We start from the raw sequence: 23773 nt of genomic DNA on the forward strand, positions 1-23773 counted from the left end.
GTCGGGCCGGTCAGTCCTTCGGACCGCCGGCGACGTAGATGACCTGGCCGGAGACGAAGGACGCGCCCTCGCTGGCCAGGAACGAGATGGTGTGCGCCACGTCCTCCGGGCGGCCGGGACGGCGGACCGGGATCTCGGCGGCGGCGTGCTTCTGCAGGTCGTCGAAGTCGACCTTCATCCGGGCCGCGGTGGCAGCGGTCATGTCGGTGACGATGAAGCCCGGCGCGACCGCGTTGACTGTCACCCCGAACGGGCCCAGCTCGATCGCCAGCGTCTTGGTGAAGCCCTGGAGGCCGGCCTTGGCGGCCGAGTAGTTGGCCTGGCCCCGGTTGCCGAGCGCGGACGTGCTGGACAGGTTGACGATCCGGCCCCACTTCGCCTCGACCATGTGCTTCTGCGCGGCCTGGCTGAACAGGAACGCCCCGCGCAGGTGCACGCCCATGACCGTGTCCCAGTCGCCCTCGGTCATCTTGAACAGCAGGTTGTCACGCAGCACGCCCGCGTTGTTGACGAGCACTGTCGGTGCGCCCAGTTCGGCGGCGATCCGTTCCACGGCGGCCTCGACCTGGGCCCGGTCGGACACGTCGGCGCCGACACCCAGTGCCCGGCCGCCGGCCGAGCCGATGGCGTCCACCGTCTCCTTGGTGGCGGACTCGTCGATGTCGACCACGGCGACGGCCATGCCGTCGGCCGCCAGCCGGCGGGCGGTCGCGGCCCCGATGCCGCGTGCGGCTCCGGTGACGATGGCGACGCGGGGCTCCTCCGACATGCTTACCTCCCGGTAACTTGTGGCTCGATCGAAGGAGCTTAACCCGCCGGTACGCCGCCCCCTACCGCTCGTGTCCCCGGCACAGCCGGATCCACCGGTAGCCGTACCCGCCGAGCTTGAGCCGGTCGAGCTTGCCCACGTCCTCGTAGTTGCGGTCGCTGAGCACGTCGATCGGCAGGTCCGCCTCCGGCGCCAGCGTGCTCAGGTCCACCTCCACGTCCTCGGTGCCGAGATTGTGCAGGAAGACCATGGTCCCGGTACGCCCGTCGGCCCGGTGCGCGAGCACGCCCGACGGCATCGGCACATCGATGTACGTGGTGCTGCCCGAGCCGGTCTCCGGTGCCTCCCGCAGCGTCCGGATCATCCGCTCGAACCAGCCGAGCAGCGAGCGCGGGTCCTTGCGCTGGGCGGTGACGTTGACCTTCTGGTAGCCGTACTCGCCCTTGTCGATCACCGGGCGGACCAGCTTCTCCGGCTCCGCGGTGGAGAAGCCGGCGTTGTCGGCGTACGACCACTGCATCGGGGTACGGATCGCGTCGCGCCCGTCCAGCGACAGGTCCTCCCCCATGCCGATCTCCTCGCCGTAGCGCAGCACGGGGGTGCCACGCAGCGAGAACTGCAGCGAGTACGCCAGCTCGATGTGCCGGCGGTCGTTGCCGAGCATGGGCGCCAGCCGGCGGCGGATGCCCCGGCCGTAGAGCTGCATGTTCTCGTCCGGGCCGAACTTCGCCAGCACGTCGTTGCGCTGGTCGGCGGTGAGCCGTGACAGGTCGATCTCGTCGTGGTTGCGCAGGAACGTGGCCCACTGGCCGCCGGTGGGCAGCTTCGGGGTGTCGCGCAACGCCTCGATGATCACCTCCGGGTCCTCCCGGGCCAGGGCGAGCATCAGCCGGCCGTTGAGCATGAAGTCGAACAGCATGTGGATCCGGTTGCCCGAGCCGCTGCCGTCACCGAAGTAGACGGGCAGCTCGTCCGGCTCGACGTTCGCCTCGGCGAGCAGGACCGCGTCGCCGCGCCGCCACTGCACGTGCTGGCGCAGGTCGGTGAGGAAGTCGAAGTCCTTGGGTGAGTTCGGGTTGCCCGGCTCGGTGCGCTCGATGATGAACGGCACGGCGTCCATCCGGAAGCCGGAGACGCCGAGCTGGAGCCAGAACGAGGTGATCTTCTTGATCTCCGCGCGGACCTTGGGGTTCTCGATGTTCAGGTCCGGCTGGAACTTGTAGAAGCGGTGGTAGTACCACGCCTTGGCGGTCCGGTCGTACGTCCACGTCTCGTGCTGCTCGCCCGGGAACACCATGCCCTGGTGGCGGTCGGCCGGCTCGTGGTCGGCCCAGACGTACCAGTCCCGGTACGGCGAATCCGGCGAGGAGCGGGCGGACTGGAACCACGGGTGCTGGTCGGAGGTGTGGTTGACCACCAGGTCGATGATCACCCGGATGCCCCTGTTGCTCGCCTGGTGCAGCAGTTCGGCGAAGTCGCCGAGGGTGCCCAGTCGCGGGTCGACGTTGTAGAAGTCGGTCGCGTCGTACCCGTCGTCCTCGTTCGGCGAGGGATGGATGGGGTTCAGCCAGAGGCACGTCACCCCGAGCCGGGCCAGGTAGTCCAGGCGCCCGATCACGCCCTGGAAGTCACCCACCCCGTCGCCGTCGGAGTCCGCGAAAGTGTCCACGTCGAGGCAGTAGACGACCGCCTCCTGATACCACCTGTCACCCATGCGAGGACTACTTCTCCGAACGCGCGCGGCGGCAAACCCGGTACGGTGCTCCGATGAGCGAGGAGGCGTACGACTGGTCCGCCGGCACCTGGCTGAACCCGCCGGAGCGGGCCGAGCCGGACGGTCGCGGCCTGCTGGTCGAGCCGCGCGGCGGCAGCGACTTCTGGCGGCGCACCAGCTACGGCTTCGTGCACGACGACGGCTCGGCGCTGCTCGCGCCGTTCGGCGTGGACAGCGCCGTGGAGGTGTCGTTCCTGCTCGACTACGCGGCCCAGTTCGACCAGGCCGGCGTGCTGGTCCGGGTGGACGAGCGGCGGTGGACCAAGGCCGGGGTCGAGGTGAGCGACGGCGTCCCGCAGGTCGGAGCAGTGGTCACCGACGAGTTCTCCGACTGGTCGGTCGCGCCGGTGCCGCAGTGGTCGGGCCGTGAGGTCACGGTCCGGGTGAGCCGGGCCGGCGACGCGCTGACGGTACGGGCCCGGTGTGACGACGAGCCGTGGCGGCTGGTCCGCGTCGCCCCGCTCGATCCGGCGGCGCAGGCGTCGGCCGGGCCGTACTGCTGTTCGCCCAGCCGGGGCGGCCTGGTGGTCCGCTTCACCGGCTGGCGGCGGGGTCCGGCGGACGCGGCGCTGCACCCGGAGGGCTGAGTCACAGGTGTGGCGGCAGCCGGTCCGGGTAACACTTCCGGATCTCCGGCTCTCGCGTGGAAGGACCGCCATGGCCCTGGCCCAGGACGTCGACCCGAACCAGTTCACCGGGCTGACCGGGTGGGTGGCGAGCGTGATCGACTCGTTCGGCGCGGTCGGTGTGGCGCTGCTGGTGGCGCTGGAGAGCATCATCCCGCCGATCCCGAGCGAGATCGTGCTGGCGATGGCCGGCTACCTGTCCGCCGAGGGCCGGTTCAACGTGGTGCTGATCGTGGTCGCCGCGACAGTCGGCTCGCTGCTCGGCGCGCTGGTGCTCTACTGGCTCGGCGCGGCGCTCGGCGAGGACCGGCTCAAGCGCTGGCTGGACCACATTCCGCTGGTCGACCTGGAGGATCTGGAGAAGGCCGACCGCTGGTTCGAGCGGCACGGCCGGTGGGCGGTGCTGATCGGCCGGGTGGTGCCTGTGGTGCGCAGCCTGGTCTCGATCCCGGCCGGCGCCAACCGGATGCCGCTGGGCGAGTTCATCCTGCTCACCACGCTCGGCAGCGGCGTGTGGAACGCCCTGATCGTCGGCGCCGGGTTCGCTCTCGGGTCGCGGTGGGAGGACGTCGACAGGTACAGCTCGTGGTTCAACTACGCGATCTTCGCCGTCTTCGGTTTCATGATCGTCAGCTGGGCGGTGAAGAAGGTGCGCCGGCGGCGCGCCCGGCAGTCGGTGACCACCGGGCGCTGACCGCCGCGCGGGCTCAGAATCCGGCGGTGATGCCGGTGAACTCCCAGGTGTTCTGCGCGATGCCGGAGCAGTTGGCGACCACGCCCCCGCCCGGGCAGGGCCGGTCCCGGTTGACCGACCAGAACGTGAACCGGGCCAGGCCGCGCGCCTTGGCCCAGTCGCGGATCTGCGTCCAGGTGGCCGGCGAGGTCAGCTCCTGCTGGTCGGAGAGGCCGTTCATGCCGGACAGGCCCATGTGCGCGTACGCGGTGGCGTCGGACCAGCCGAACGCGTTGCGCAGCGCGGTCTTCAGGCCCTCGGCCGCGTTCACCGTGTTCTGGTACATGTTCGCGCCGCCGCCGAAGTCGAACGGCATGATGGTGAACACGTCGATCCCGGTGCCCTTGGCCGCGGCCTGGTTGATCAGCCGGGTGCCGTAGTACGACGGCCCGGTGGTCGACGTGCCGAACGTGATGATGGTCTTGATCCCCGGATTGTTCTGCTTGACGATCTTCAGGGCGTCCAGGATGCGGTCCTGCACCACCTCGTTCTCGAACTCGTCGCTGTTCTCGATGTCGATGTCGATCGCCTTCAGCCCGTACGCGTTGATGACCTGCTGGTACGCGCCGGCCAGGGCGGCGGCGGTCGAGCAGTTCGGGCCGAGCTTGTTGCCGCTCCACCCGCCGAAGGACGGGATGACGTCGCCGCCGGCCGCCTTGATCGCCGCGATGGTGGCCGCGTGCGTGCCGCCGGTCAGCGGGCCGGTGCCGTCCCAGGCCGGGGTGCAGCCGCCGCCGGAGAGCACGAACGCGATGGTGAACCACTTGATCCCGGTCGCGCCCATCACCGTGGCGGGCGCGGGCGGGTCGCCCCAGCCCGGGTAGAGGTACGGCGCGGCGGCCATGGCACCGCCGCCGCCACCGGTGCAGCCGCTGGTGGTGGCCGCTACCGCCGCCGACTTCGCCGACTCGCCGCTGCCGTTGTACGCGGTCACCGTGTAGCTGTGCCCGCTGCACGCGGCCAGCCCGGAGACGGTGGCCGAGGTGCCGGTGACGGTGGCCTTGACGGTGCTGCCCTCGTACACCCGGTAGCCGGTGACGGTGCCGGAGACCGCGTTCCAGGCGAGCGACACCGAGGACGCGGTGGTGCCGGTGACCCGCAGTCCGCCGGGGGTGGCGGGCGCGCCCGGGTTGCCGGGGTTGCCGCCGCCGGTGCAGGAGGCGCCGTTGACCGTGCAGTTCACCGGGTCGCCGGTGCCGCTGACGACGAAACCGAAGCTGGTGCTGGCACCGGGGGCGAGCGCGCCGTTCCAGGACTGGTTGACGGCGGTGACGTGCTGGCCGGAGGTGGTGAGGCGGGCGTCCCAGAACGAGCCGAGCGTGCTGCCGGCGGGCAGGTCGAACTGGACGTTCCACGAGGAGATGGCGGCGGAGCTGTCGTTGGTGACGGTGAACCGGGCCTCGTACCCGCTGCTCCAGCTGGAGGTGCGGACGAAGGCCGCGGTGGCGGCCGAGGCGGGCGGGGCGGCGAGCAGGGCACCGGCGACCACGGCGGTGGTCAGCGCGGCGGCGAGCGTCGCCAGGCGGGGGCGGAGTCTCACGGCGTCCTCCAGGGGACGGGCGGGGGTGGAGAGGGATTCACAACCGTCGACGTGCGCCTATTATTAGGAGTGTTAACTGTTTCTGTCCAGCACCGGATCGACGCGACCCGGACCGGGGGTCCGGGCCGCGTCCCGACCGGCCTCAGCGGCGGAAGGTGAACCAGTTGACGTTGACGAAGTCGGACGGCTGACCGCTGCTGAACGTCAGGTAGACGGTGCGCCGCCCGGTCACCGCGCTGACGTTGCCGGGCACCGAGCGCCAGGTCTGCCAGCCGCCGGTGTTGCCGACCGCGAAACTGCCGATCGGCGGCGCGGTCGGGCTGTCCACCCGGACCTCCACCAGCCCGCTCACCCCGGACGCCGCGCCGGAGGCGACCCGGGCCACGAAGTCGCGCGGCGGCGTGGAGCCGAAGTCGACGTTGTCGTAGCGGGCCCAGTCGCCGTTGGCGAGCCACCCGATGTCCTGGCCACCCTCGGCGCACGTCTCCACCTGCACGCCGTTCTGCGCGTTGAACGACTCGGCCTGGATCGTCGAGTAGGCGTCACGCACTCCGCCCGGCGGCGGCGTGGTCGGCGTCGGCGACGGGTTGCTCCCGCCACCGCGGGTGTAGACGGCCACGTAGTCGACAAGCATCGACCGGCCGGGCACGGTCGACGCGGTCGGCGTCGCCGAGCCGGCCACGCCGTCCGGGAAGCCGCCGCCCATCGCCACGTTGAGCAGCAGGAAGTAGCCGGCGTGGTTGGTCATCTGACTCCAGTACGGCTCACCGATCTGGTTCTGCCCGACGGTGTGGAAGAGCTGACCGTCGACGTACCAGCGCAGTTGCTGCGGGCTGATCGAGGCGTCCCACTCGAACCGGTAGGTGTGGAACGCCGACTGGCAGGTGCTGCCCGGACAGGCCCGGGACGCGCCGATGCCGTTGAACTCCCCGCACGGGCCGCCCGGCGCGACGCCGCAGTGCAGCACGCCCCAGACCGAGTTGATCCCGTTGACGTTCTCCATCACGTCGAACTCGCCGATGCCCGGCCAGTTCTGGTAGTTGCCCCGGTACGGCGAGCCGAGCGCCCAGAACGCCGGCCAGTACCCGGACGCCGCCGCCCCCGTCACGTTCGGCATCTGGATCCGGCCCTCCAGGGCCAGCACGCCGCCGGTCGGCGGCTTGAAGTTCGAACGCACCGTCTCGATCCGGGCCGAGGTCCAGCGGCCGGCGGAGTCCCGCAGCGGCGTGATGCGCAGGTTGCCCGAGCCGTCGTGGGCCAGGTTGGCGGTGCTGGAGGTGTAGGTCTGGATCTCGCCGGTGCCCCAGTTGGCCGGGCCGCCCGGGTAGCTGGTGCCGGTGTCGATGATCCAGTTGGCGGACGAGGGCAGCGTGCCGGCGGAGCCGGTGAAGTCGTCGCTCCACACCAGGTTCCACCCGGACGGCGTCGGGGGCACCGCGGCCTGGGCGGTCATCGAGACGCCCGCGAGCGCGGTGGTGAGCGCGAGGACGCCGGCGGCCAGGGCGAGCCGGCGGCGTGGTCGGGGCACGGTGGCGGAGGCGGCCGCAGCCGCCGGGATCGGGTTCATCGGGGTGCCTCTCTGCGGGGACGGGTCCGGGAGAGCGCTCTCTGAGAGCGATTTCTACGCGCCCGCCCCCGCATTTGTCAACGCTTGTCGATGGCCGCCGCCGGCAGCGGCCGGCGCAGCACCACCTGCTCCAGCGCGGTCCACGCCGTGGTGGTGACCAGATAGAGCACCGCCGCCAGCGGCACCACGAGCGCCACCAGCACCGTGGCGTACGGCAGCAGCGGCAACAGCCGCCCGAGCACCGCCGCGCCCGGGCCCTCGGTGGGCGTACCGGCCACCGTGCCGGTGGCGGCCGCCGCCCGGCGCATCCGCCGCGACGACCACCAGGCCAGCGCGAGCAGCGCGGCCAGCAGCACCCCGAACACGAGCAGCACCGGACCGGACAGCCCGTCGCCGAGGTGCCACCCCAGCGGTACGCCGGCCAGCCGCTCCCCCAGCAGCTGCGGCGCGCCGTCACCGGTGGCGAACAGGCGGTACATGACAAGGAAGAACGGCGCCTGCAACAGCGCCGGCAGGCAGCCCGCGACCGGGCTGGCCCCGGCGTTGCGGTAGAGCGCGAACACCTCGCTCTGCAGGCGGGACGGGTCGTCGGCGTACCGGCGCTGGAGTTCCCGTACCTCGGGGGCGAGCGCGGTGCGACGCCGCTCCCCGCGGACCTGTGCCACCGTCAGCGGCGAGATCAGCAGCCGGACGGCGACGGTGAACAGGACGATGGCGGCCGCCGTGGCGGCGCCGCCGGTGAGCGGGGCGAGCACGTCGGCGAGCCAGGTGACGACGGTGGCGGCGGCCGAGGCCGCCGAGTGCAACGGTGCGAAGGCGAGCATGGGTGGACCCCTCGATGGCGATTCCGGGTGTCCCGGGCGGCGACGTGCGCGCGGCGGGACGGATGACGACGGAATCGGCCGCGAAGCCGGGGAGAGAGCGGCGGCCCGCCGGCGCGGGCCGGAAGGAGGTGGCTACGCGGCCGAGGGGCGCAGGCCGGGTGCGCGGGGGCGCGGACGCCCCGGCGCGTCCGGGTCGACCTGCCGGGGCACCCCACGACGGCGGGCGCGGGCCCGTAGTGCGGCGGCGAACCGGGTGCCGGGCGGCGTGGGCAGCGCGCGGACGCGCAGCGCGAGCAGGGTCGCGAGCAGCAGCGCGGCGACGACCGCCGCACCGGCGAGCAGCCCGGCCGGCCGGTCGGCGAACAGGGTGAGGGCGTAGGCCCACGCCCCCGTCAGCACCGCCAGCATCCCTGTCACGAGCCCACCCTAGCCCGCCGTGTCACGCACCGGGGCCCCTGCGCGCACGCCGATCCGACGCTCGGCCGGCCCCGCACGCGACCCCGAACGGGCGAACCGGCACCGACACGCCCACCGGCACGTTTCCCGAAACGGACACGGTGGGTAACAGGCTCTCGACCCCGCGGCACGGTGCCGTGAGCGGTCCGGAGGAGACGGTGGTGACGATGAGTGGCTCAGTGGCGGAGCGGGAGCGGAGCGCCGCACCGGGCGGAACCGACCTGCTGACGGTCGGCGTCGAGGAGGAGTTCCTGCTCGCCGACCCGCACACCGGGACCGCCGTACCCGCCGTCGACCTGGTGATGGAGCAGGTGCCAGCCGAGCTGCGCGGTCAGGTGGAACGCGAGTTCCAGACCAGCCAGATCGAGATCGGCAGCCCGCCGGGACTGGACCTGTCCTCGATCCGGCACTCGCTGTCGATGCTGCGCGCCGAGCTGGCCGACGCGGCCGAGCGGGCCGGCGTACGGCTGCTCGCGATCGGCACCGGGCCGGTCGACGGGCCGGTGCCGCCGGTGGTGGACAAGCCGCGCTTCGACCGGATGATCGAGCGGTTCCGGCTGCTGGTGCCCGGCCCCGGGAACAACGGCATGCACGTGCACGTCGGCATTCCCGACCCGGACACCGGCGTGCAGGTGCTCAACCACGTCCGGCCCTGGCTGCCGATCCTGCACGCGGCCACCGCCAACTCCCCGTTCTCCCGGGGGGAGGACACCGGGTACGCGAGCTGGCGCTCGGTGGAGTGGGAGCGCTGGCCGTCCGTCGCGCCCACCCCGTACCTGGAGTCGCACGAGCACTACGAGCGGCTGATCCGGCAGCTCATCGCCAGCGGCGTGATGCTGGACGAGGGGATGCTCTACTGGTACGCCCGGCTCTCCGCGAAGTACCCCACGGTGGAGATCCGCATCGGCGACGTCTGCCCCTCCGTGGACGACGCGGTGCTGGTGGCGGCGCTGGTCCGCGCGCTCGTCGCGACAGCGCTCACCGACATCGACGCCGGCCGTCCCGCCGTCAACACCGACCACCACCTGCTCGTGGCGGCGCACTGGCGGGCCGCCCACGACGGGCTGGAGGGCGAGGGCGTCGACCTCACCGACGGTGAGCTGCGCCCGGCGTGGGAGCTGCTGGACCGGCTGGTCGACCGGCTGCGCCCGGAACTGGAACGGCACGGCGACCTGGACCGGGTGACCGATCTGCTGGGCGGGCTGCGCCGGCACGGCAGCGGCGCGGCGCGGCAGCGGGCGGTGTTCGAACGTACCGGCAACCTCGTCGACGTGGTCGCGGACGTGGCGCGGCAGACCCGTGGCTGAGCGGCCACGCGGCCGTGGCCCGGCGTGACAGGATGGGCGACGTGGCCGAGCGCATGATCGTCATCGGCGGCGACGCCGCCGGCATGTCGGCGGCGTCGCAGGCGCGGCGCCGCCGCGACCGGTCCGACCTGGAGATCGTCGCGTTCGAACGAGGGCACTTCACCTCCTACTCGGCCTGCGGCATCCCCTACTGGGTGAGCGGCCTGGTGGAGGATCGGGACGAGTTGGTCGCGCGCGACCCGGCGACCTTCCGCGACGAGTTCGGCATCGAGGTCCGTACCCGGCACGAGGTCACCGCCATCGACCTGGACCGCCGCGAGGTGATCGCACGCGACCTGGACGGCGGCGGCGAGGTCCGCGCCGGTTTCGACACCCTGGTGTACGCCACCGGCGCGTCCCCGGTGCAGCCGGACTGGGCGCGCGACGACGTGGCCGGGGTGTTCGGCGTGCAGACGCTGGACGACGGCGCGGCGCTGATCGACTGGCTCGAACGCGAGCCCCGGCCCCGGCACGCGGTGGTGGTCGGCGGCGGCTACGTCGGCGTCGAGATGGCCGAGGCGCTCGTGCAACGCGGGCTCTCGGTGCAGCTGGTGGAGCAGGCCGACCAGCCGATGTCCACAGTCGACCCCGACATGGGCGAGCTGGTGGCCGAGGCGATGCGCGGCACCGGCATCGGCGTCCGCACCGGCCTCACCGTCACCGGCCTCGACGAGCGGGACGGCCGGATCTCCGCGGTGGTCACCGACGAGGGGCCGATGCCGGCCGACGTCGTGGTGCTGGGCCTCGGGGTACGCCCCAACATCGGGCTCGCCGAGGCCGCCGGCCTGCCGATCGGTCCGTCCGGCGCGGTCCGGACCGACCGCCGGATGCGGGTGCCGGGCGTACCGGGCGTCTGGGCGGCGGGCGACTGCGTGGAGTCCCTGCACCGGGTCAGCGGCATGCCCGTGCACATCCCGCTCGGCACGCACGCCAACAAGCAGGGCCGGGTAGCGGGCATCAACATCGGCGGCGGGTACGCCACCTTCCCCGGCGTCATCGGCACCGCCGTCACCAAGGTCTGCGAGCTGGAGGTGGGCCGCACCGGGCTGCGCGAGCGGGACGCGCGGGAGGCGGGCTTCGAGTTCGTCACCGTGCTGGCCCAGTCGACGAACCGGGCCGGCTACTACCCGGGCTCGCGGCCGATGACCGTAAAGCTGCTCGCCGAGCGGCCCAGCGGACGGTTGCTCGGGGCGCAGATCGTCGGGTGGTCCGAGGCGGCCAAGCGGATCGACGCGCTCGCGGTGGCGCTCTGGAACGGCATGACGGTGGACGAGATGACCGCGCTCGACCTTGGGTACGCGCCGCCGTACGCCCCGGTGTGGGACCCGGTGCTGATCGCGGCCCGAAAGGCCGTCGACGCCCTCGCCGCCGCGTAAGGAAGGGCCCCCTGTTAACGCCTCCGGTAGAGGAAGGGCCCCTTCTTAACACCGGCACCCGGGTTTGTCGGTGCCCGGCGTTAGCGTGTGCGCGTTGCCGGTCCGGCACTTCCCCTCGGAGGTAAACCCCCATGTCCCAGGAGACGACCTACCTCGAACTGTCCGAAGTGGACGGTGGAGCGCACAAGTTCTACGAGGTGGTGGTCGATGACACCGCGATGACAGTGCGCTATGGCCGGATCGGCGACCAGGGCCAGGTGAAGACGAGCACCTACCCGGACAACGCCCGCGCCCGCGCCGCCGCCGCGAAGAAGATCGGCGAGAAGATCCGCAAGGGGTACGCCCCGGCGGTGCGCGGCGTACGCCAGAAGCGCACCGTGTCGCGCCGGCAGATCGTCAGCACCCGCTCGACCGCCCGCACCGCCCCGGTCCTCTGGCGGTACGCCTCGGGCGCGCCCGCCTTCGGCATCTTCGTCGACGACCGGCACTGCATGGTCGGCAACGAACACGGCGTGATCACCACGCTCGACCACGACGCCCGGCTGGTCAACCAGGTCCGGCTGCCCGACGGGGTGAAGTGCATCGTTGCCGACGACGCCTGGGTCTACGCGGGCTGCGACGACGGAAACGTCTACGACCTGTCCGGCAAGGTGCCCCGGGCGGCGTACGCGATCGCGCCCGAGATCGACATCTACTGGCTGGACATCCACGACGGCGTGCTGGGCGTGTCCGACCGCGACGGTGGCATCTCGGCGATCGACCACGAGGACGAGTTCCTCTGGCGCCGGCCGGGACGCGGCCGGTCGGCGTGGATGGTGCGCTGCGACGCCGACGCGCTCTACCACGGCCACTCGCAGGGGGTCACCGGCTACGACTGGCGCACCGGGCGCGAGCTGTGGCACACCGGCACCGGGGCGGTGCTGTTCGGCTGGCAGGAGCGGGACGCCGTGTTCGCCGGTACGGGCACCCGCGAGGTGGTGCGCCTGCGCAAGGACGGCCGGGCCGAGCAGGTCTACCGCTGCGACTCCGCGGTCTTCTCCTGCGCCACCGCCGAGGGCGGCCGGTACGTGTTCGCGGGCGACAGCGCGTCCTCGATCTACTGCTTCGACCAGTCCGGCAACCGGCTGTGGAAGCTCGGCACCGGCTGCGGCTCGGCGTACTCGATGCAGTACCACGACAACCGGCTCTACGTGGTCACCACGAGCGGCCACCTGGCCTGCATCGACGCGAGTGAGGCAGCGATCCGGGCGGCCGAGGCGGGCAGCGTGCCCGACGTGGTCGACGTCAAGGCGCCGGCCCGGATGCCCGAGACTGCCGCCTGGACGTCGGTCGAGGTGACCACCGACGACCGCGACGGCGTGCTGGTGCAGTGCGTCGAGCAGGGCGGCCGGCTGCGGGTGCACGTTCTCGCCGACGGCTACCGGCGGGACTGGTCGGTGCAGTTCCCCAAGGGCATCCGGGAGCCGGGCGCGCGCTACCTGGTCACCGAGGTCCGCGAGTCCGGCCGGGGCGGCTTCTACCGGGCGTACGGGGACATCCGCCGACTGCGGTGACAGGCCCTCGGCGGGCCCGCCGCAGGCGAGGCGGCGCCGGCCTGGTTGGGACGAGGGGGCCCGGCGAGGCCGGAGGGCCGCGTCGGGGACAGCGGAGACTCGCCGCACCGGTCAGGATGTGCCGATGCGGTGCGACATTCCCGAAGGGCTGCGCTGGGTCGAGCGGACCGAGACCGGCCGGGCGTGGCTCGCGGAGCTGCCCGGCCGGCTGGCCGACTGCGTCGCGCGGTGGGAGTTGACGGTCGGTCCGCCGTTCGCGTACGCGTTCGCGTCGCTGGCGCTGCCCGCGACGCTGCCCGACGGCACCCGGGCCGTGTTGAAGCTCCAGTACCCGGACGACGACAGCGTGCACGAGGCCACCGCGCTGGCGCACTGGGACGGGCGCGGCGCGATCCGGCTGCTCGGGCACGACCCTGGCCGGCGCGCACTGCTCGTCGAGCGGTGCGATCCCGGCACGCCGCTGCACTCGCTGGCGGCCGACGCGGCGCTGGACGTCGCGATCGGGTTGCTGCCAAAGCTCGCGGTGCCGGCCGGTGCGCCGTTCACGCCGCTGGCCGAGGAGGCGGCCGGCTGGGCGGAGCGGATGCCTGGCAACTGGCGGCGGGCCGGCCGCCCGTACGAGCGGCGCCTGCTCGACGCCGCGCTCGGGCTGCTCGCCGAGCTGACGCCGAGCCAGGGCGAGCAGGTGCTGGTCAACCAGGATCTGCACGCCGGCAACATCCTGGCGGCCGGGCGCGAGCCGTGGCTGGTGATCGACCCGAAGCCGCTCGTCGGCGAGCGGGAGTTCGCCGTGGTGCCGCTGGTGCGCGGCGCAGAGCTGGGCCACTCCCCCGCGGCGGTCCGGCACCGGCTCGACCGGCTCAGCGCCGAGCTGGGTCTGGACCGGGAGCGGGTACGCGGCTGGGCCATCGGCCAGACGGTGGCCTGGAGCATCGGCGGCGACCAGGTCTTCCCCGGCAACGTCGAGGCGGCCCGCTGGCTGCTCGACGAGATGTGAGTCAGCCCGCCTGGCAGGCGGGGCACCAGTAGAGGTTGCGCCCGGCCAGCGCGCCCCGGCTGACCGGGGTGCCGCAGACGTGGCAGGGCGCGCCGGGGCGGCGGTAGACGTACACCTCACCGCCGTGCCTGTCGACGCGCGGCGCGCGGCCGGTCGCCTCCGGCAGGTGCGCGTCGCGCACCGTGTCGATCCGGCCCCGCTCGACCGCGAGGGTCATCAGCGTCACCAGGTCCGCCCAGAGGTCGGCCCAGCCGGCCGGCGTCAGCTCCCGCCCGGGCAGCAGCGGCGGCAGACCGGCCCGGAACAGCGCCTCGGTCACGAAGATCAGGCCGGTGCCGGCCACGACCGACTGGTCGAGCAGCAGCGCGGCCAGCGGGGTGGGGCTGCGGCGGATCCGCGCGTACGCCCGGTCCGGGTCGGCGTCGGCGTCGGCGCGCAGCGGGTCCGGCCCGAGCCGGTCGCGCAGCGCCGCCACCTCGGGCGGGGTCAGCAGCTCGCAGGCGGTCGGGCCGCGCAGCTCCAGCCAGTGCCGGTCGCTGTGCAGACGCAGCCGCAGCTGCCCGACCGGGGCCGGCGGCTCCCCCGGCCCGTCGGCGAACTTCCCGTACAGCCCCAGGTGTACGTGCAGCGTCAGCTCGCCCGCGTAGTGGTGCAGCAGGTGCTTGCCGTACGCCTCGGTGCCGTCCAGGACGGTGCCGCTCAGGCGGGCCGCGCCCTCGGCGAAGCGCCCCTGCGGGCTGTCGGCGTGCACCTTGTCGCCCGCGAACAGCTCGGCGTGCCGGGCGGCGAGGCGGTGGATGGTGTGTCCCTCTGGCACAACGGCCAAGCGTAGCCAGCAGACCGCGCCGTCGGCGACGTCGGGTGCTGGGACGGCATTGAATCGACGATCGTCGACTGAAAGACTGGCGGCGGTAGCGCTCGGGAGCCAGTGCGAGCAGCTCGATCTCGCCGGAGGGACAAGCGCGGGGTGATGCGCCACCCCGGTGCCGGGCAGTCGTCTCCGGCAAGTCCGCCGTGCCGCCGCGGCGGCGACATCGCGGTCCACCACCTCCGGCGCCGACCGCCCCCGGCGCCCCCAGCTCGGGAGAGACAGATGCTCCGTACCCTCGGCGCGGCGCTGGCCGCCACCCTCGCCCTGACCGGCCTGGCCGCCTCGGCCGGTTCCGACCGGTCACCCGCCGCCACGACGATCACGCCCGCCACCGCGGCGACGCCCACCCCGACGCCCACGTACGCCTGCCCGCCGGCGCTGCCGGTCACCGGCCAGGTGACGGGCGCCACCACCACCAGCGTCACCATCACCTACTGGATGGTGCTCAGCCCGCCCTGCGGCTACGACCCGCCGCTGCTCATCAGCCTCTTCACCAGCCGCGAGGACGCCACCGGGTGGCGCGATCCGGTGGCCGAGGCCGTCACCGGGCCGGAACGGTCGGGGACGGTGACCATCGGCGGCCTGACCCCGGGCACCGAGTACTGGTTCCGGTTCGGCGACACCAAGGGCACGCGGGATCCGTACGTGATCGGCGGACCGGCGCGCACGCTGTCGCTCTGCTCCGCGACGGCCACTATCGACAGCAGGTGGGGCGGCGGCTTCGTCGCCACGGTGACGGTGCGCAACGGCGGCACCGAGCCGGTCCCGGGCTGGCTCGTCTCGTGGCGCTGGTCCGGTGACGAGCGCATCCAGTCGGTCTGGGGCGGGGTGGCCGAGGGCACCGGCCAGGACGCCACGGTCCGTAACGCCTCCTGGAACGGGACGCTGGCACCCGGCGCGTCGACGACGTTCGGCATGCTCGTGGCGAGCAGCGCGACACCCGCCACGATCACGCCGGTCTGCGGGCGGTGACCGGCGTGCGACGGGCGGCACGGCACGGCGCCACCGGCCGCCTCCTGGCGGCCGGGCTGGCGCTCGCGGTGGCCGTCGCGGTGACGGTGATGGGACCGGCGGCCGCGCTGGCGGCGCCGGTGACGGTCACAAACGGCACCCAGTTCACCGACACAAGCGGCGCCGTGGTGCACGCCCACGGCGGCGGCGTGCTCAAGGTCGGCGACTACTACTACTGGTTCGGCGAGAACCGCAACCCGGACAACACGTTCCGGGCGGTCTCCGTCTACCGCTCCACGGACCTGCGCACCTGGGAGTTCCGCAACAACGTGCTCACCCAGTCGTCGGCGGCCGAACTGCGTGTCGCCAACATCGAGCGGCCGAAGGTCGTCTACAACGCCTCCACCGGCCGGTTCGTGATGTGGATGCACAAGGAGAACGGGTCCGACTACAACGAGGCGCGGGCCGCCGTCGCCTCGTCGGCCACGGTGGACGGGAACTACACGTACCACGGCAGCTTCCGGCCGCTCGGGCAGCACATGTCCCGCGACATCACGCTCTACAACGACAACGGCACCGCGTACATGATCTCGGCCGCCGACGACAACTACGACCTGCACATCTACCGGCTCACCTCGGACTATCTCAACGTGGCCACGCTGGTGGGCAACTTCTGGGACGGCGCGCACCGGGAGGCGCCGGCGATGTTCAAGCGGGGCTCCACGTACTTCCTGCTGACCTCGGGGGCGACGGGCTGGAGCCCGAACCAGGCCCGGTACGCCACCGCGCCGAGCATCTCGGGACCGTGGAGCGGCTGGACCGACGTGGGCAACGGCACCACGTTCAACTCCCAGCCGGCGTTCGTGCTGCCGATCCAGGGCACCTCCGGCACCAGCTACCTCTATCTGGGTGACAGGTGGGCGGGCGCCTGGGGCGGCCCGGCCAACGACTCCCAGTACGTGTGGCTGCCGATCGCCTTCCCGACCGCCACCAGCATGAGCCTGACCTGGTATCCGTCCGTCACCGTCGACACCGCGGCGGGCACCGTCACCGGGAACTCGCCCACGTACCACCGCGTGACCGCCCGGCACAGCGGCCGGGTGCTCGACGTGATCAACGGCTCCACTGCGAACAACGCCGAGGTCAAGCAGTGGGGCTGGAACGGCGGCGGCAACCAGAGGTGGGAGTTCCAGGACGCCGGCGGCGGCTGGTTCCGCCTCGTCAACGCGGCGAGCGGCAAGTGTCTCGACGTCGCGAACGCGTCCACCGCCGACGGCGCCAACATCATCCAGTACACCTGCGGCGGCGGCGCCAACCAGCAGTGGCAGTGGGCCGCGCGCGACGGCTGGTTCCAACTGCGGGCCCGGCACAGCGGCAAGTGCCTGGACGTGGTGAACGCCGGCACCGGCGACGGCGCGGACGTCCAGCAGTACGCCTGCGGTGCGGGCACCAACCAGCAGTGGTCACGCACCGTGTCGTGACCGGACGGCACGCCTGAGCGTGCGGAGCGACCCAGGGGTGTCGATTTCGGCACACCTGGGTACTTCCTGCATGTCATGCGCGGCCTCCGCGCCTGGATCAGGAGGTGCCATCGTGAAGATCCTGTCCCGCCGGAACTCTCCGGCGACCAGTACCGATACCAACGGCGACGGCGTGGTCGACGAACGCGACCGGACCGCCCAGCAGCCCGCCGACCGGCCCGTGGTCACCGACCGCGACGAGGAGCGGACCACGTACCGCAGCGCCGCCACCGCGACCGACGACGAGCGCGCCCGGGACGCGACCGACCGGGCCGCCCGCGACCGCGACGCGACGGCGGCCACCGACGGCCGGACGGCGGCCACGACGACCGACGGCCGGATCGCGACGGCCGACGACGAGCGGGACGCGGAGGCGCGGCGGCGGGCCGCGGACCGGGGTGCGGCGGCGCGTGCGGTCACCGGCCGCCGGGCCGACGCCGACACCGTTCCGGTGACCGACGCGCGGACCGCCGGCGCGGCGCCCGTCGCCGAGCGCACCGCCGACCTGGACCGCGACGGCCGCCCGGACCGCACCGACCTGGACCGCGACGGCCGCGCCGACCTCGACCGGGACGGCCGCCCCGACGGTACGGACACCGACCGCGACGGCCGGGTGGACCGGCCCGAGCCGTACACCACGAAGCGTCCCCGGGCCAGCCTGCTCGCCACGCTCGGCCTGATCGTCTCGGTGGTCGGTGCCCTGTTCGTGCTCTCCGGCACGCTCGCCGGGTACGGCATCGGCGTCGGCGCGGCCGGCGCGGTGCTCGCCGTGCTCGGCCTGATCGCCACCCGCCGCCGGCATGTGGCGGGCAAGACCGACGCGCTGATCGGCATCGCTGTCGGCCTGGCCGCCGTGGTGCTCGGCATCGTGGCGATGACCGGCCAGTTCGACTGGCCGACCACCGACGGCGAGTGGGTGGGCCGCTTCCGCGAGTGGCTTGACTCACAGTTTGGCGCCTGGTTCTGACGGGCACTGTCCCGATCGCCGGCAGGGCCGGTCAGCCCGATCAGTTCTGGTGGTTCACCGGCCGGGCAACACCTCTTTCGGGGGCGGCGGTTCGCCGCCCCCGAAGTGTGTCCGGCGTCGGCGCAAGGATCACCCGCCGCTGACCGATTCAACGCAACGATTCGCTGCCGGACGCAACTTCTCGCGGTGGATATCGTCTACCCGGGCCGCATAACGTTGGACCACGGCGCCAGCCCGTGGGCCGACCGTGGCCGGGCGCGCCCGACCCTGGGAGCACGACATGACGATGGACGCCATCCGCCAGCGCTTTCTGATGTGCCGGCCGACGTACTTCGCCGTCGACTACGCGATCAACCCGTGGATGGACCCCACCGCCCCGGTCGACGCCGACCTGGCGATCCGGCAGTGGGAGCAGCTTCGCCGGACGTACCTCGACCTGGGCCACGAGGTCGACCTGATCGAGCCGGTCGCCGGCCTGCCGGACATGGTCTTCGCCGCGAACGGCGGCACCGTGATCGACGGCAAGGCCATGGCGGTGCAGTTCCGCGACCCGCAGCGCGCCGACGAGGCGCCCGCGTACCGGGCCTGGTTCGAGAGCGCCGGCTTCGAGATCTACGACCCGAAGCACGTCAACGAGGGCGAGGGCGACGTCCTGCTGGCCGGTGACCACCTGCTCGCCGGCACCGGGTTCCGCACCGCGCACGCGTCGCACGCCCAGCTCCAGGAGACCTTCGGCTACCCGGTGATCACCATGCAGCTGGTGGACCCTCGCTTCTACCACCTGGACACCGCGCTGACGGTGCTCGACGAGCGCACCGTGGCGTACCTGCCGGAGGCGTTCTCCCCCGGCAGCCGGGCGGTGCTGCGCCGGCTGTTCCCGGACGCGATCCACGCCACCATGGCCGACGCCGAGGTGCTGGGCCTGAACGCGGTGAGCGACGGCCGGCACGTGGTGCTGCCGGCGCAGGCCACCGACCTGGCCGCGAAGCTGCGCGACCGGGGCTACGAGACCATCGGCATCGACCTGTCCGAGCTGCGCAAGGCCGGCGGCGGACCGAAGTGCTGCACGTTGCGACTCCGTCAGGGAAAGGCGAGCAAGTGATCATCGACGACATGCTGCGGACTCCGTCCGCCGTCCGGGACGCGGAGCGTCACACGGCGCACAACTACCACCCGCTGCCCGTGGTGATCTCGTCGGCCGAGGGCGCCTGGCTGACCGACGTGGACGGCCGCCGCTACCTCGACTGCCTGGCGGGATACTCGGCGCTGAACTTCGGCCACCGGCACCCGAAGCTGATCGAGGCCGCCCACGCGCAGCTCGACCGGCTCACGCTGACCAGCCGCGCGTTCATCCACGACCAGTTCGCCGTCTTCTGCCGCGAACTGGCCGCGCTCTGCGGCAAGGACCTGGTGCTGCCGATGAACACCGGCGCCGAGGCGGTGGAGACCGGCATCAAGGTGGCCCGCAAGTGGGGCTACCAGGTCAAGGGCGTCACGCCGGGCCAGGCCAACATCGTGGTGGCGGAGGGCAACTTCCACGGCCGTACGACCACGATCGTCAGCTTCTCCACCGACGAGGACGCGCGCGCCGACTTCGGGCCGTACACCCCGGGTTTCACTGTGGTCCCCTACGGCGACCTGGACGCGCTGACCGCGGCGATCGATGAGAACACGGTGGCCGTGCTGCTGGAGCCGATCCAGGGTGAGCAGGGCGTCGTGGTGCCGCCGGGGGGCTACCTGCCGGGTGTCCGCCGGGTCTGCACCGAGCGCAACGTGCTGTTCGTCGCCGACGAGATCCAGTCGGGCCTGGGCCGCACCGGCGCGACGTTCGCCTGCGAGCACGAGGGCGTCGAGCCCGACATGTACCTGCTGGGCAAGGCGCTCGGCGGCGGCATCGTGCCGGTGTCGGCGGTCGCCGCGAACCGCGACGTGCTGGGCGTGCTCCAGCCGGGCCAGCACGGCTCGACGTTCGGCGGCAACCCGCTGGCCTGCGCGGTCGCGACCGAGGTGGTCCGGCTGCTGGCGACCGGCGAGTTCCAGCGCCGCTCGGCCGAGCTGGGCGAGCGGCTGCACGCCGGGCTGCGGGGCCTGATCGGCAAGGGCCTGGTGGCGGTACGCGGTCGCGGGCTGTGGGCCGGGCTGGACATCGACCCCGCGTTGATGACCGGCCGGCAGGCGTGCGAGCGACTGATGGAGCGGGGTGTGCTCGCCAAGGACACCCACGGCTCAACCATCCGGCTCGCCCCGCCGCTGGTGATCACCGCCGACGAGATCGACCACGCGGTGGCGCAGCTCGCCGCCGTCCTGGCCGGCTGAGGCCGTACGCGACGCGGCTGAGGCCGTACGCGAGAAGGCGCCGGGACCACGACGGTCCCGGCGCCTTCGCACGTCGCCGCTACTGACGCGGCAGCCGCATCGCCATGGTCGGCGCCTCGGCCATCACCGAGTTCGGGGTGTACTTGGCGTCGCTGCTCATGGCACCGGCGCGACCCACCTGCACGCCCGGGTACAGCTCGATCAGGTCGCCCTCGGTGAGCACCCGGGACTGCTGCGGCGCCAGCGCGATCCGCTCGTGCTCCGCCATCGAGCCACCGGGGCGTACGCCGGAGCCGTTGGTGCTGGTGTCGGTGACCACCACCTCGCCCACCCGCAGCTCCAGGCGGATGTGGCTGCGGCTGATCCAGCGCCGGGCCTCGTCGTTGAGCCACTGGCCGAGCGTCACCCCGCCCGGCCCGTCCGGCGCCCGGCCGACCGCGACGGGCTCGGTCTCGGTGAGCACGAACCGCTTGCGGACCAGCCCGCCGATGCGCACCGCGAGCACCTCGGTACGCGGGCGCGGGCCGGCGTCGGAGAGCCGCGTACCGTGCCGGGGGCAGGTGGGCGCACCGGTACGCAGCGTGGGCGGCGGCTGCTCGGCCGGCACCCGGTCCACCGCGGCCAGGTCGGCGAAGGCGCCGCCGCCCCCGCCGAACAGCGCGCAGCCCGGCTCCGGGCACCGCCACTTCCGGGTGAGCAGCTTGACCCCGGCCGGGGAACGGCTGCCGGTGGCCGGGTCCTGGCCGCCACCGACGTGCGCGATGAAGACCGGCCCGCCGGCGCCGGGCACCGGGGCGAGCACGCGGCCCGCCTGCCCGATCCACGGGTACCGCCCGACGACCCCGTCGAGCCGCGCCCGGGTGAGCACCGGCAGGCCGAGCAGGTCGGCCACCTCCAGCATCCGGTCACCGGGCTGGTCGAGCACCTCCACCAGGCCGTCGTCGGCCCACCGGCGCACCACCATCCGCTCGTTGGACGTCAGGTCGGCGTCGGACAGCAGCGCCCGGTGCACGATCGCGTAGACCGGGACGCTGTCCTCGCCGATCTGCCGGGACAGCGCGTCGATCACCATGCCGAGCCGCAGCAGGCTGGCCGGGCGTCCGCCGTCCAGGTTCTGCCAGCGGATCACCTCGGCCAGGTCGACCACGGCCCGGGCCAGCGACGGGTCGGTGCAGACCCGACCCTCGATGGCGTCGAGCACCTTGCTGATCTCGAATCTCATGCCGCAGCTCCGCACGATGTCGTCCCGTGACGCGGCCGGGGCCGGTCGGCCCGCCGCGCCGCGCGCCACCACCGCGGCGCGCCCTCCACCATGCGACGACCCTACCGGCCACCCCCGTCGGCGGCCTCGCCGCGCACTGCGGAAACGGGAGCACGGCGTCGGGCGGGTGCCGATACATTGATCGTCCGGCCCCGGTGGGGGCCCTTTTCACGGAGGAACATCACTGATGACGAAACGACGGCTGGCGACCACGGGGGTCGCGCTCGTCGCGGTGCTCGGCCTCGGTCTGACCGGATGCGGCGACCGGACCGGAACGGGCGCGCCAGCCGAACGGGCCGCCGCTGCGGGCTCCGCGAGCCCGGCGACGACGCCGCGTAACGAACTGACCGCCGCCATCGGGAAGCTCAACGAGCAGACGCTGCGGGTCAAGCTGGACTCGGCCATGCTCACCGCGCACGGCGTGACCGACCCGCGGGCTCGCACCATGCAGACCACCCTGACGATGGCCGCCTTCGGTGAGGTGCGCATGCTGGTCATCGGCACCGACACCTGGGTCAAGTTCGACGGCACGCTGGGCGAGCAGCTCGGCGGTTCCCGGAAGTGGCTGCGCATGGACACCGGCGACGGCGTGATGCCGGTGGACGACCCGGGCGGGGTGAAGAAGCTGCTCGCGGCAGTGGTCGACGTCCGCAGCTCGGGTGACCGCGCGTACGCCGGGACACTCGACTACACGCGCAGCGGCGCCAACGCGAAGGCGCTCACGGCGGCGGGCGACAAGGCGAAGGCGCTGCCGTTCACCGCGACCGTCGACGAGCAGGGGCGCCTGAGCACCTTCACGCTGGACATGACGCCCATCGACGCGTCGCTCGAGCAGATGTCTGTCACCTACTCCGAGTACGGCACGCCGGTGCGGCTGAGCCCGCCCGCACCCGGCGCGGTGGAGGAGGCACCGGCGGCGATCGCCGCGGCCTTCTCCGGCACCCCGATCTGACCCGGCGCCGGGCGGGGGCGCCACTCGCCCCCGCCCGGCCCGCCGCGCTCAGGCCGCGCGCAGCGGCCGGCCCACGTCGTGCAGGTGCGCCAGAGCCTGCCGGTACGACTCGACCAGCCCGGTCTCCGCGTACGGGACGCCCTGCTCGGCGCAGTACGCCATGACCAGCGGCCGGGCCCGGCGCAGGTTGGCGCGCGGCATGTTCGGGAACAAGTGGTGCTCGATCTGGTAGTTGAGCCCGCCCAGCGCCAGGTCGACGAGCCGGCCGCCGCGTACGTTGCGCGAGGTCAGGACCTGCTTGCGCAGGTAGTCCAGCTCGTCGTCGGCGGTCGGCATCGGCATGCCCTTGTGGTTCGGGGCGAACGAGCAGCCCATGTAGAGCCCCCACAGCCCCTGGTGCACGGCGACGAACAGCAGCGCCTTGGCCGGGGACATGACCGCGAACAGCAGACCGAGGTAGCCGGCGGCGTGCGCGGCGAGCAGGATCGCCTCCACCGCCCGGTGCCGCATCGGCACCCGCCACCGCCCGTCCGGCTCCCGGCCGACGAGCGCCTGCACGCTCGCCACGTGCAGCGCCAGCCCTTCCAGCAGGAGCAGCGGGAAGAACAGCCACGCCTGGCGGCGGGCCATCCACCGGCTCAGGCCGCGCGTGGCCATCGCCTGCTCGTACGTCCAGACCAGCGCGCCCGCCCCGACGTCCGGGTCCTCGTCGGTGTGGTTCGGGTTGGCGTGGTGCCGGTTGTGCTTGTCGACCCACCAGCCGTAGCTGAGCCCGACCGCGAGGTTGCCGGCGACCAGCCCGGCCGCCTCGCTCGGGCCACGCCGGCGGAACATCTGCCGGTGCCCGGCGTCGTGGCCAAGGAACGCCACCTGTGTGGTCGCCACCGCCATCACCACCGCCAGCGGCACCTGCCACCACGAGTCACCGACGAGTGCCACCACGACCCAGCCGGCCAGGAACGCGCCGAGCGTGAGCGCGATCCGGAGCGCGTACCGGCCGGGCCGCCGCTCGAACAGCCCCGCCTCGGCGATCCGGCGGGACAACCGCGCGTAGTCGCTGCCCCGCCGTGCCGCGGGTTCCGTCGCCGTGGAAGAAGTCATGTCGCCCCCGATGCCGCGAGCCACGCTCCGCACGCGACTCTCCGTCACCGATTCTGGCGATGATCGTCGCCGTGGGTAATCCCGCAGACCCCCGGCTCGGGGGTGGTGCTGTCCCTACCCCTCCGGGCCGGCGCGACGCAAACGATCTTCATCACACTGCGGCGGCCCCTCTCGCCGGTGGGCGCACCCCCTCTGACCAGCTAATCTGTACGTAAATACGAGGGCCACTCATCCGAACGGCCAGGGTGCAGGTCGCACGGTCATCGACAGACG

General features: G+C 72.9%; 21 protein-coding genes. 12 read left to right on the top strand and 9 right to left on the bottom strand.

Annotated features, from left to right (window positions below):
- Positions 1–10 precede the first annotated feature (10 nt).
- Positions 11–769, bottom strand: a complete 759-nt coding sequence (gene fabG, locus ACQP26_RS25270) for a 3-oxoacyl-ACP reductase FabG (protein WP_013288301.1) — start codon at positions 767–769, stop codon at positions 11–13.
- 61 nt (positions 770–830) lie between these two features.
- Complete coding sequence (locus tag ACQP26_RS25275) at positions 831–2483, bottom strand: alpha-amylase family protein (RefSeq protein WP_269704298.1); 1653 nt, start codon at positions 2481–2483, stop codon at positions 831–833.
- A gap of 53 nt (positions 2484–2536) precedes the next feature.
- Between ACQP26_RS25275 and ACQP26_RS25280 the strand changes: the two genes are divergently transcribed.
- Positions 2537–3130: a DUF1349 domain-containing protein gene (locus ACQP26_RS25280; protein WP_269704296.1), complete on the top strand. Its 594-nt coding sequence runs from the start codon at positions 2537–2539 to the stop codon at positions 3128–3130.
- 70 nt (positions 3131–3200) lie between these two features.
- Complete coding sequence (locus ACQP26_RS25285) at positions 3201–3863, top strand: DedA family protein (RefSeq protein ID WP_269704294.1); 663 nt, start codon at positions 3201–3203, stop codon at positions 3861–3863.
- A gap of 13 nt (positions 3864–3876) precedes the next feature.
- Here the strand turns inward: ACQP26_RS25285 and ACQP26_RS25290 are convergent, their stop codons facing one another.
- The 4 genes from ACQP26_RS25290 to ACQP26_RS25305 form a co-directional block, all read right to left on the bottom strand.
- Positions 3877–5442, bottom strand: a complete 1566-nt coding sequence (locus ACQP26_RS25290; RefSeq protein WP_433494180.1) for a cellulose binding domain-containing protein — start codon at positions 5440–5442, stop codon at positions 3877–3879.
- A 142-nt stretch (positions 5443–5584) separates the two neighbouring features.
- Positions 5585–7009, bottom strand: coding sequence for a carbohydrate-binding protein (locus ACQP26_RS25295; RefSeq protein WP_281579862.1), 1425 nt, complete (start codon positions 7007–7009; stop codon positions 5585–5587).
- A gap of 77 nt (positions 7010–7086) precedes the next feature.
- Positions 7087–7833, bottom strand: coding sequence for a YidC/Oxa1 family membrane protein insertase (locus ACQP26_RS25300; protein WP_433494181.1), 747 nt, complete (start codon positions 7831–7833; stop codon positions 7087–7089).
- Between the two features lie 132 nt (positions 7834–7965).
- A complete protein-coding gene (locus tag ACQP26_RS25305) occupies positions 7966–8241 on the bottom strand; it encodes a DUF6412 domain-containing protein (RefSeq protein ID WP_269707008.1) in 276 nt (91 codons plus the stop codon).
- A 206-nt stretch (positions 8242–8447) separates the two neighbouring features.
- On the opposite strand from ACQP26_RS25305, the gene ACQP26_RS25310 reads away from it, so the two are divergent.
- The 4 genes from ACQP26_RS25310 (at position 8448) to ACQP26_RS25325 (ending at position 13561) form a co-directional block, all read left to right on the top strand.
- Positions 8448–9596: a carboxylate-amine ligase gene (locus ACQP26_RS25310; protein ID WP_269707007.1), complete on the top strand. Its 1149-nt coding sequence runs from the start codon at positions 8448–8450 to the stop codon at positions 9594–9596.
- Between the two features lie 41 nt (positions 9597–9637).
- Positions 9638–11011 (top strand): FAD-dependent oxidoreductase, encoded by a 1374-nt coding sequence (locus ACQP26_RS25315; RefSeq protein ID WP_269704285.1) that lies wholly within the window; start codon positions 9638–9640, stop codon positions 11009–11011.
- A gap of 131 nt (positions 11012–11142) precedes the next feature.
- The gene (locus ACQP26_RS25320) at positions 11143–12564 is read left to right on the top strand and encodes a WGR domain-containing protein (protein ID WP_281579859.1); all 1422 of its coding nucleotides are present in this window, start codon (positions 11143–11145) and stop codon (positions 12562–12564) included.
- Positions 12565–12688: 124 nt separating this feature from the next.
- Positions 12689–13561: an aminoglycoside phosphotransferase family protein gene (locus tag ACQP26_RS25325; RefSeq protein WP_433494182.1), complete on the top strand. Its 873-nt coding sequence runs from the start codon at positions 12689–12691 to the stop codon at positions 13559–13561.
- Between the two features lies 1 nt (position 13562).
- Here the strand turns inward: ACQP26_RS25325 and ACQP26_RS25330 are convergent, their stop codons facing one another.
- Positions 13563–14378, bottom strand: coding sequence for an Fpg/Nei family DNA glycosylase (locus ACQP26_RS25330; protein WP_433494183.1), 816 nt, complete (start codon positions 14376–14378; stop codon positions 13563–13565).
- Between the two features lie 276 nt (positions 14379–14654).
- Between ACQP26_RS25330 and ACQP26_RS25335 the strand changes: the two genes are divergently transcribed.
- The 5 genes from ACQP26_RS25335 (at position 14655) to rocD (ending at position 20186) form a co-directional block, all read left to right on the top strand.
- On the top strand, positions 14655–15404 hold the full coding sequence (locus ACQP26_RS25335; protein WP_281579856.1) for a cellulose binding domain-containing protein: 750 nt from the start codon (positions 14655–14657) through the stop codon (positions 15402–15404).
- A 5-nt stretch (positions 15405–15409) separates the two neighbouring features.
- Positions 15410–16864 carry an RICIN domain-containing protein gene (locus ACQP26_RS25340; RefSeq protein ID WP_433494184.1) on the top strand — a complete coding sequence of 485 codons (1455 nt, stop codon included), beginning with the start codon at positions 15410–15412 and terminating at the stop codon, positions 16862–16864.
- 112 nt (positions 16865–16976) lie between these two features.
- Entirely contained in the window at positions 16977–17870 is an 894-nt protein-coding gene (locus tag ACQP26_RS25345; protein WP_433494185.1) for a thrombospondin, read from the top strand.
- A 286-nt stretch (positions 17871–18156) separates the two neighbouring features.
- A complete protein-coding gene (ddaH, locus tag ACQP26_RS25350) occupies positions 18157–18972 on the top strand; it encodes a dimethylargininase (RefSeq protein ID WP_269707006.1) in 816 nt (271 codons plus the stop codon).
- Positions 18972–20186 carry an ornithine--oxo-acid transaminase gene (gene rocD, locus ACQP26_RS25355; protein WP_433496197.1) on the top strand — a complete coding sequence of 405 codons (1215 nt, stop codon included), beginning with the start codon at positions 18972–18974 and terminating at the stop codon, positions 20184–20186. The genes ddaH and rocD overlap by 1 nt, the downstream gene beginning before the upstream one ends.
- A 79-nt stretch (positions 20187–20265) precedes the next feature.
- Here rocD and ACQP26_RS25360 read toward each other — a convergent pair whose 3' ends face one another.
- Positions 20266–21408: an FHA domain-containing protein gene (locus ACQP26_RS25360; RefSeq protein ID WP_433494186.1), complete on the bottom strand. Its 1143-nt coding sequence runs from the start codon at positions 21406–21408 to the stop codon at positions 20266–20268.
- A gap of 226 nt (positions 21409–21634) precedes the next feature.
- Between ACQP26_RS25360 and ACQP26_RS25365 the strand changes: the two genes are divergently transcribed.
- Complete coding sequence (locus ACQP26_RS25365; protein WP_433494187.1) at positions 21635–22399, top strand: hypothetical protein; 765 nt, start codon at positions 21635–21637, stop codon at positions 22397–22399.
- A gap of 48 nt (positions 22400–22447) precedes the next feature.
- Here the strand turns inward: ACQP26_RS25365 and ACQP26_RS25370 are convergent, their stop codons facing one another.
- Positions 22448–23500 carry a fatty acid desaturase family protein gene (locus tag ACQP26_RS25370; RefSeq protein ID WP_433494188.1) on the bottom strand — a complete coding sequence of 351 codons (1053 nt, stop codon included), beginning with the start codon at positions 23498–23500 and terminating at the stop codon, positions 22448–22450.
- Between the last annotated feature and the right edge of the window lie 273 nt (positions 23501–23773).

The organism is Micromonospora sp. CA-248089, assembly GCF_050948515.1.
Classification (GTDB): Bacteria; Actinomycetota; Actinomycetes; order Mycobacteriales; family Micromonosporaceae; genus Micromonospora.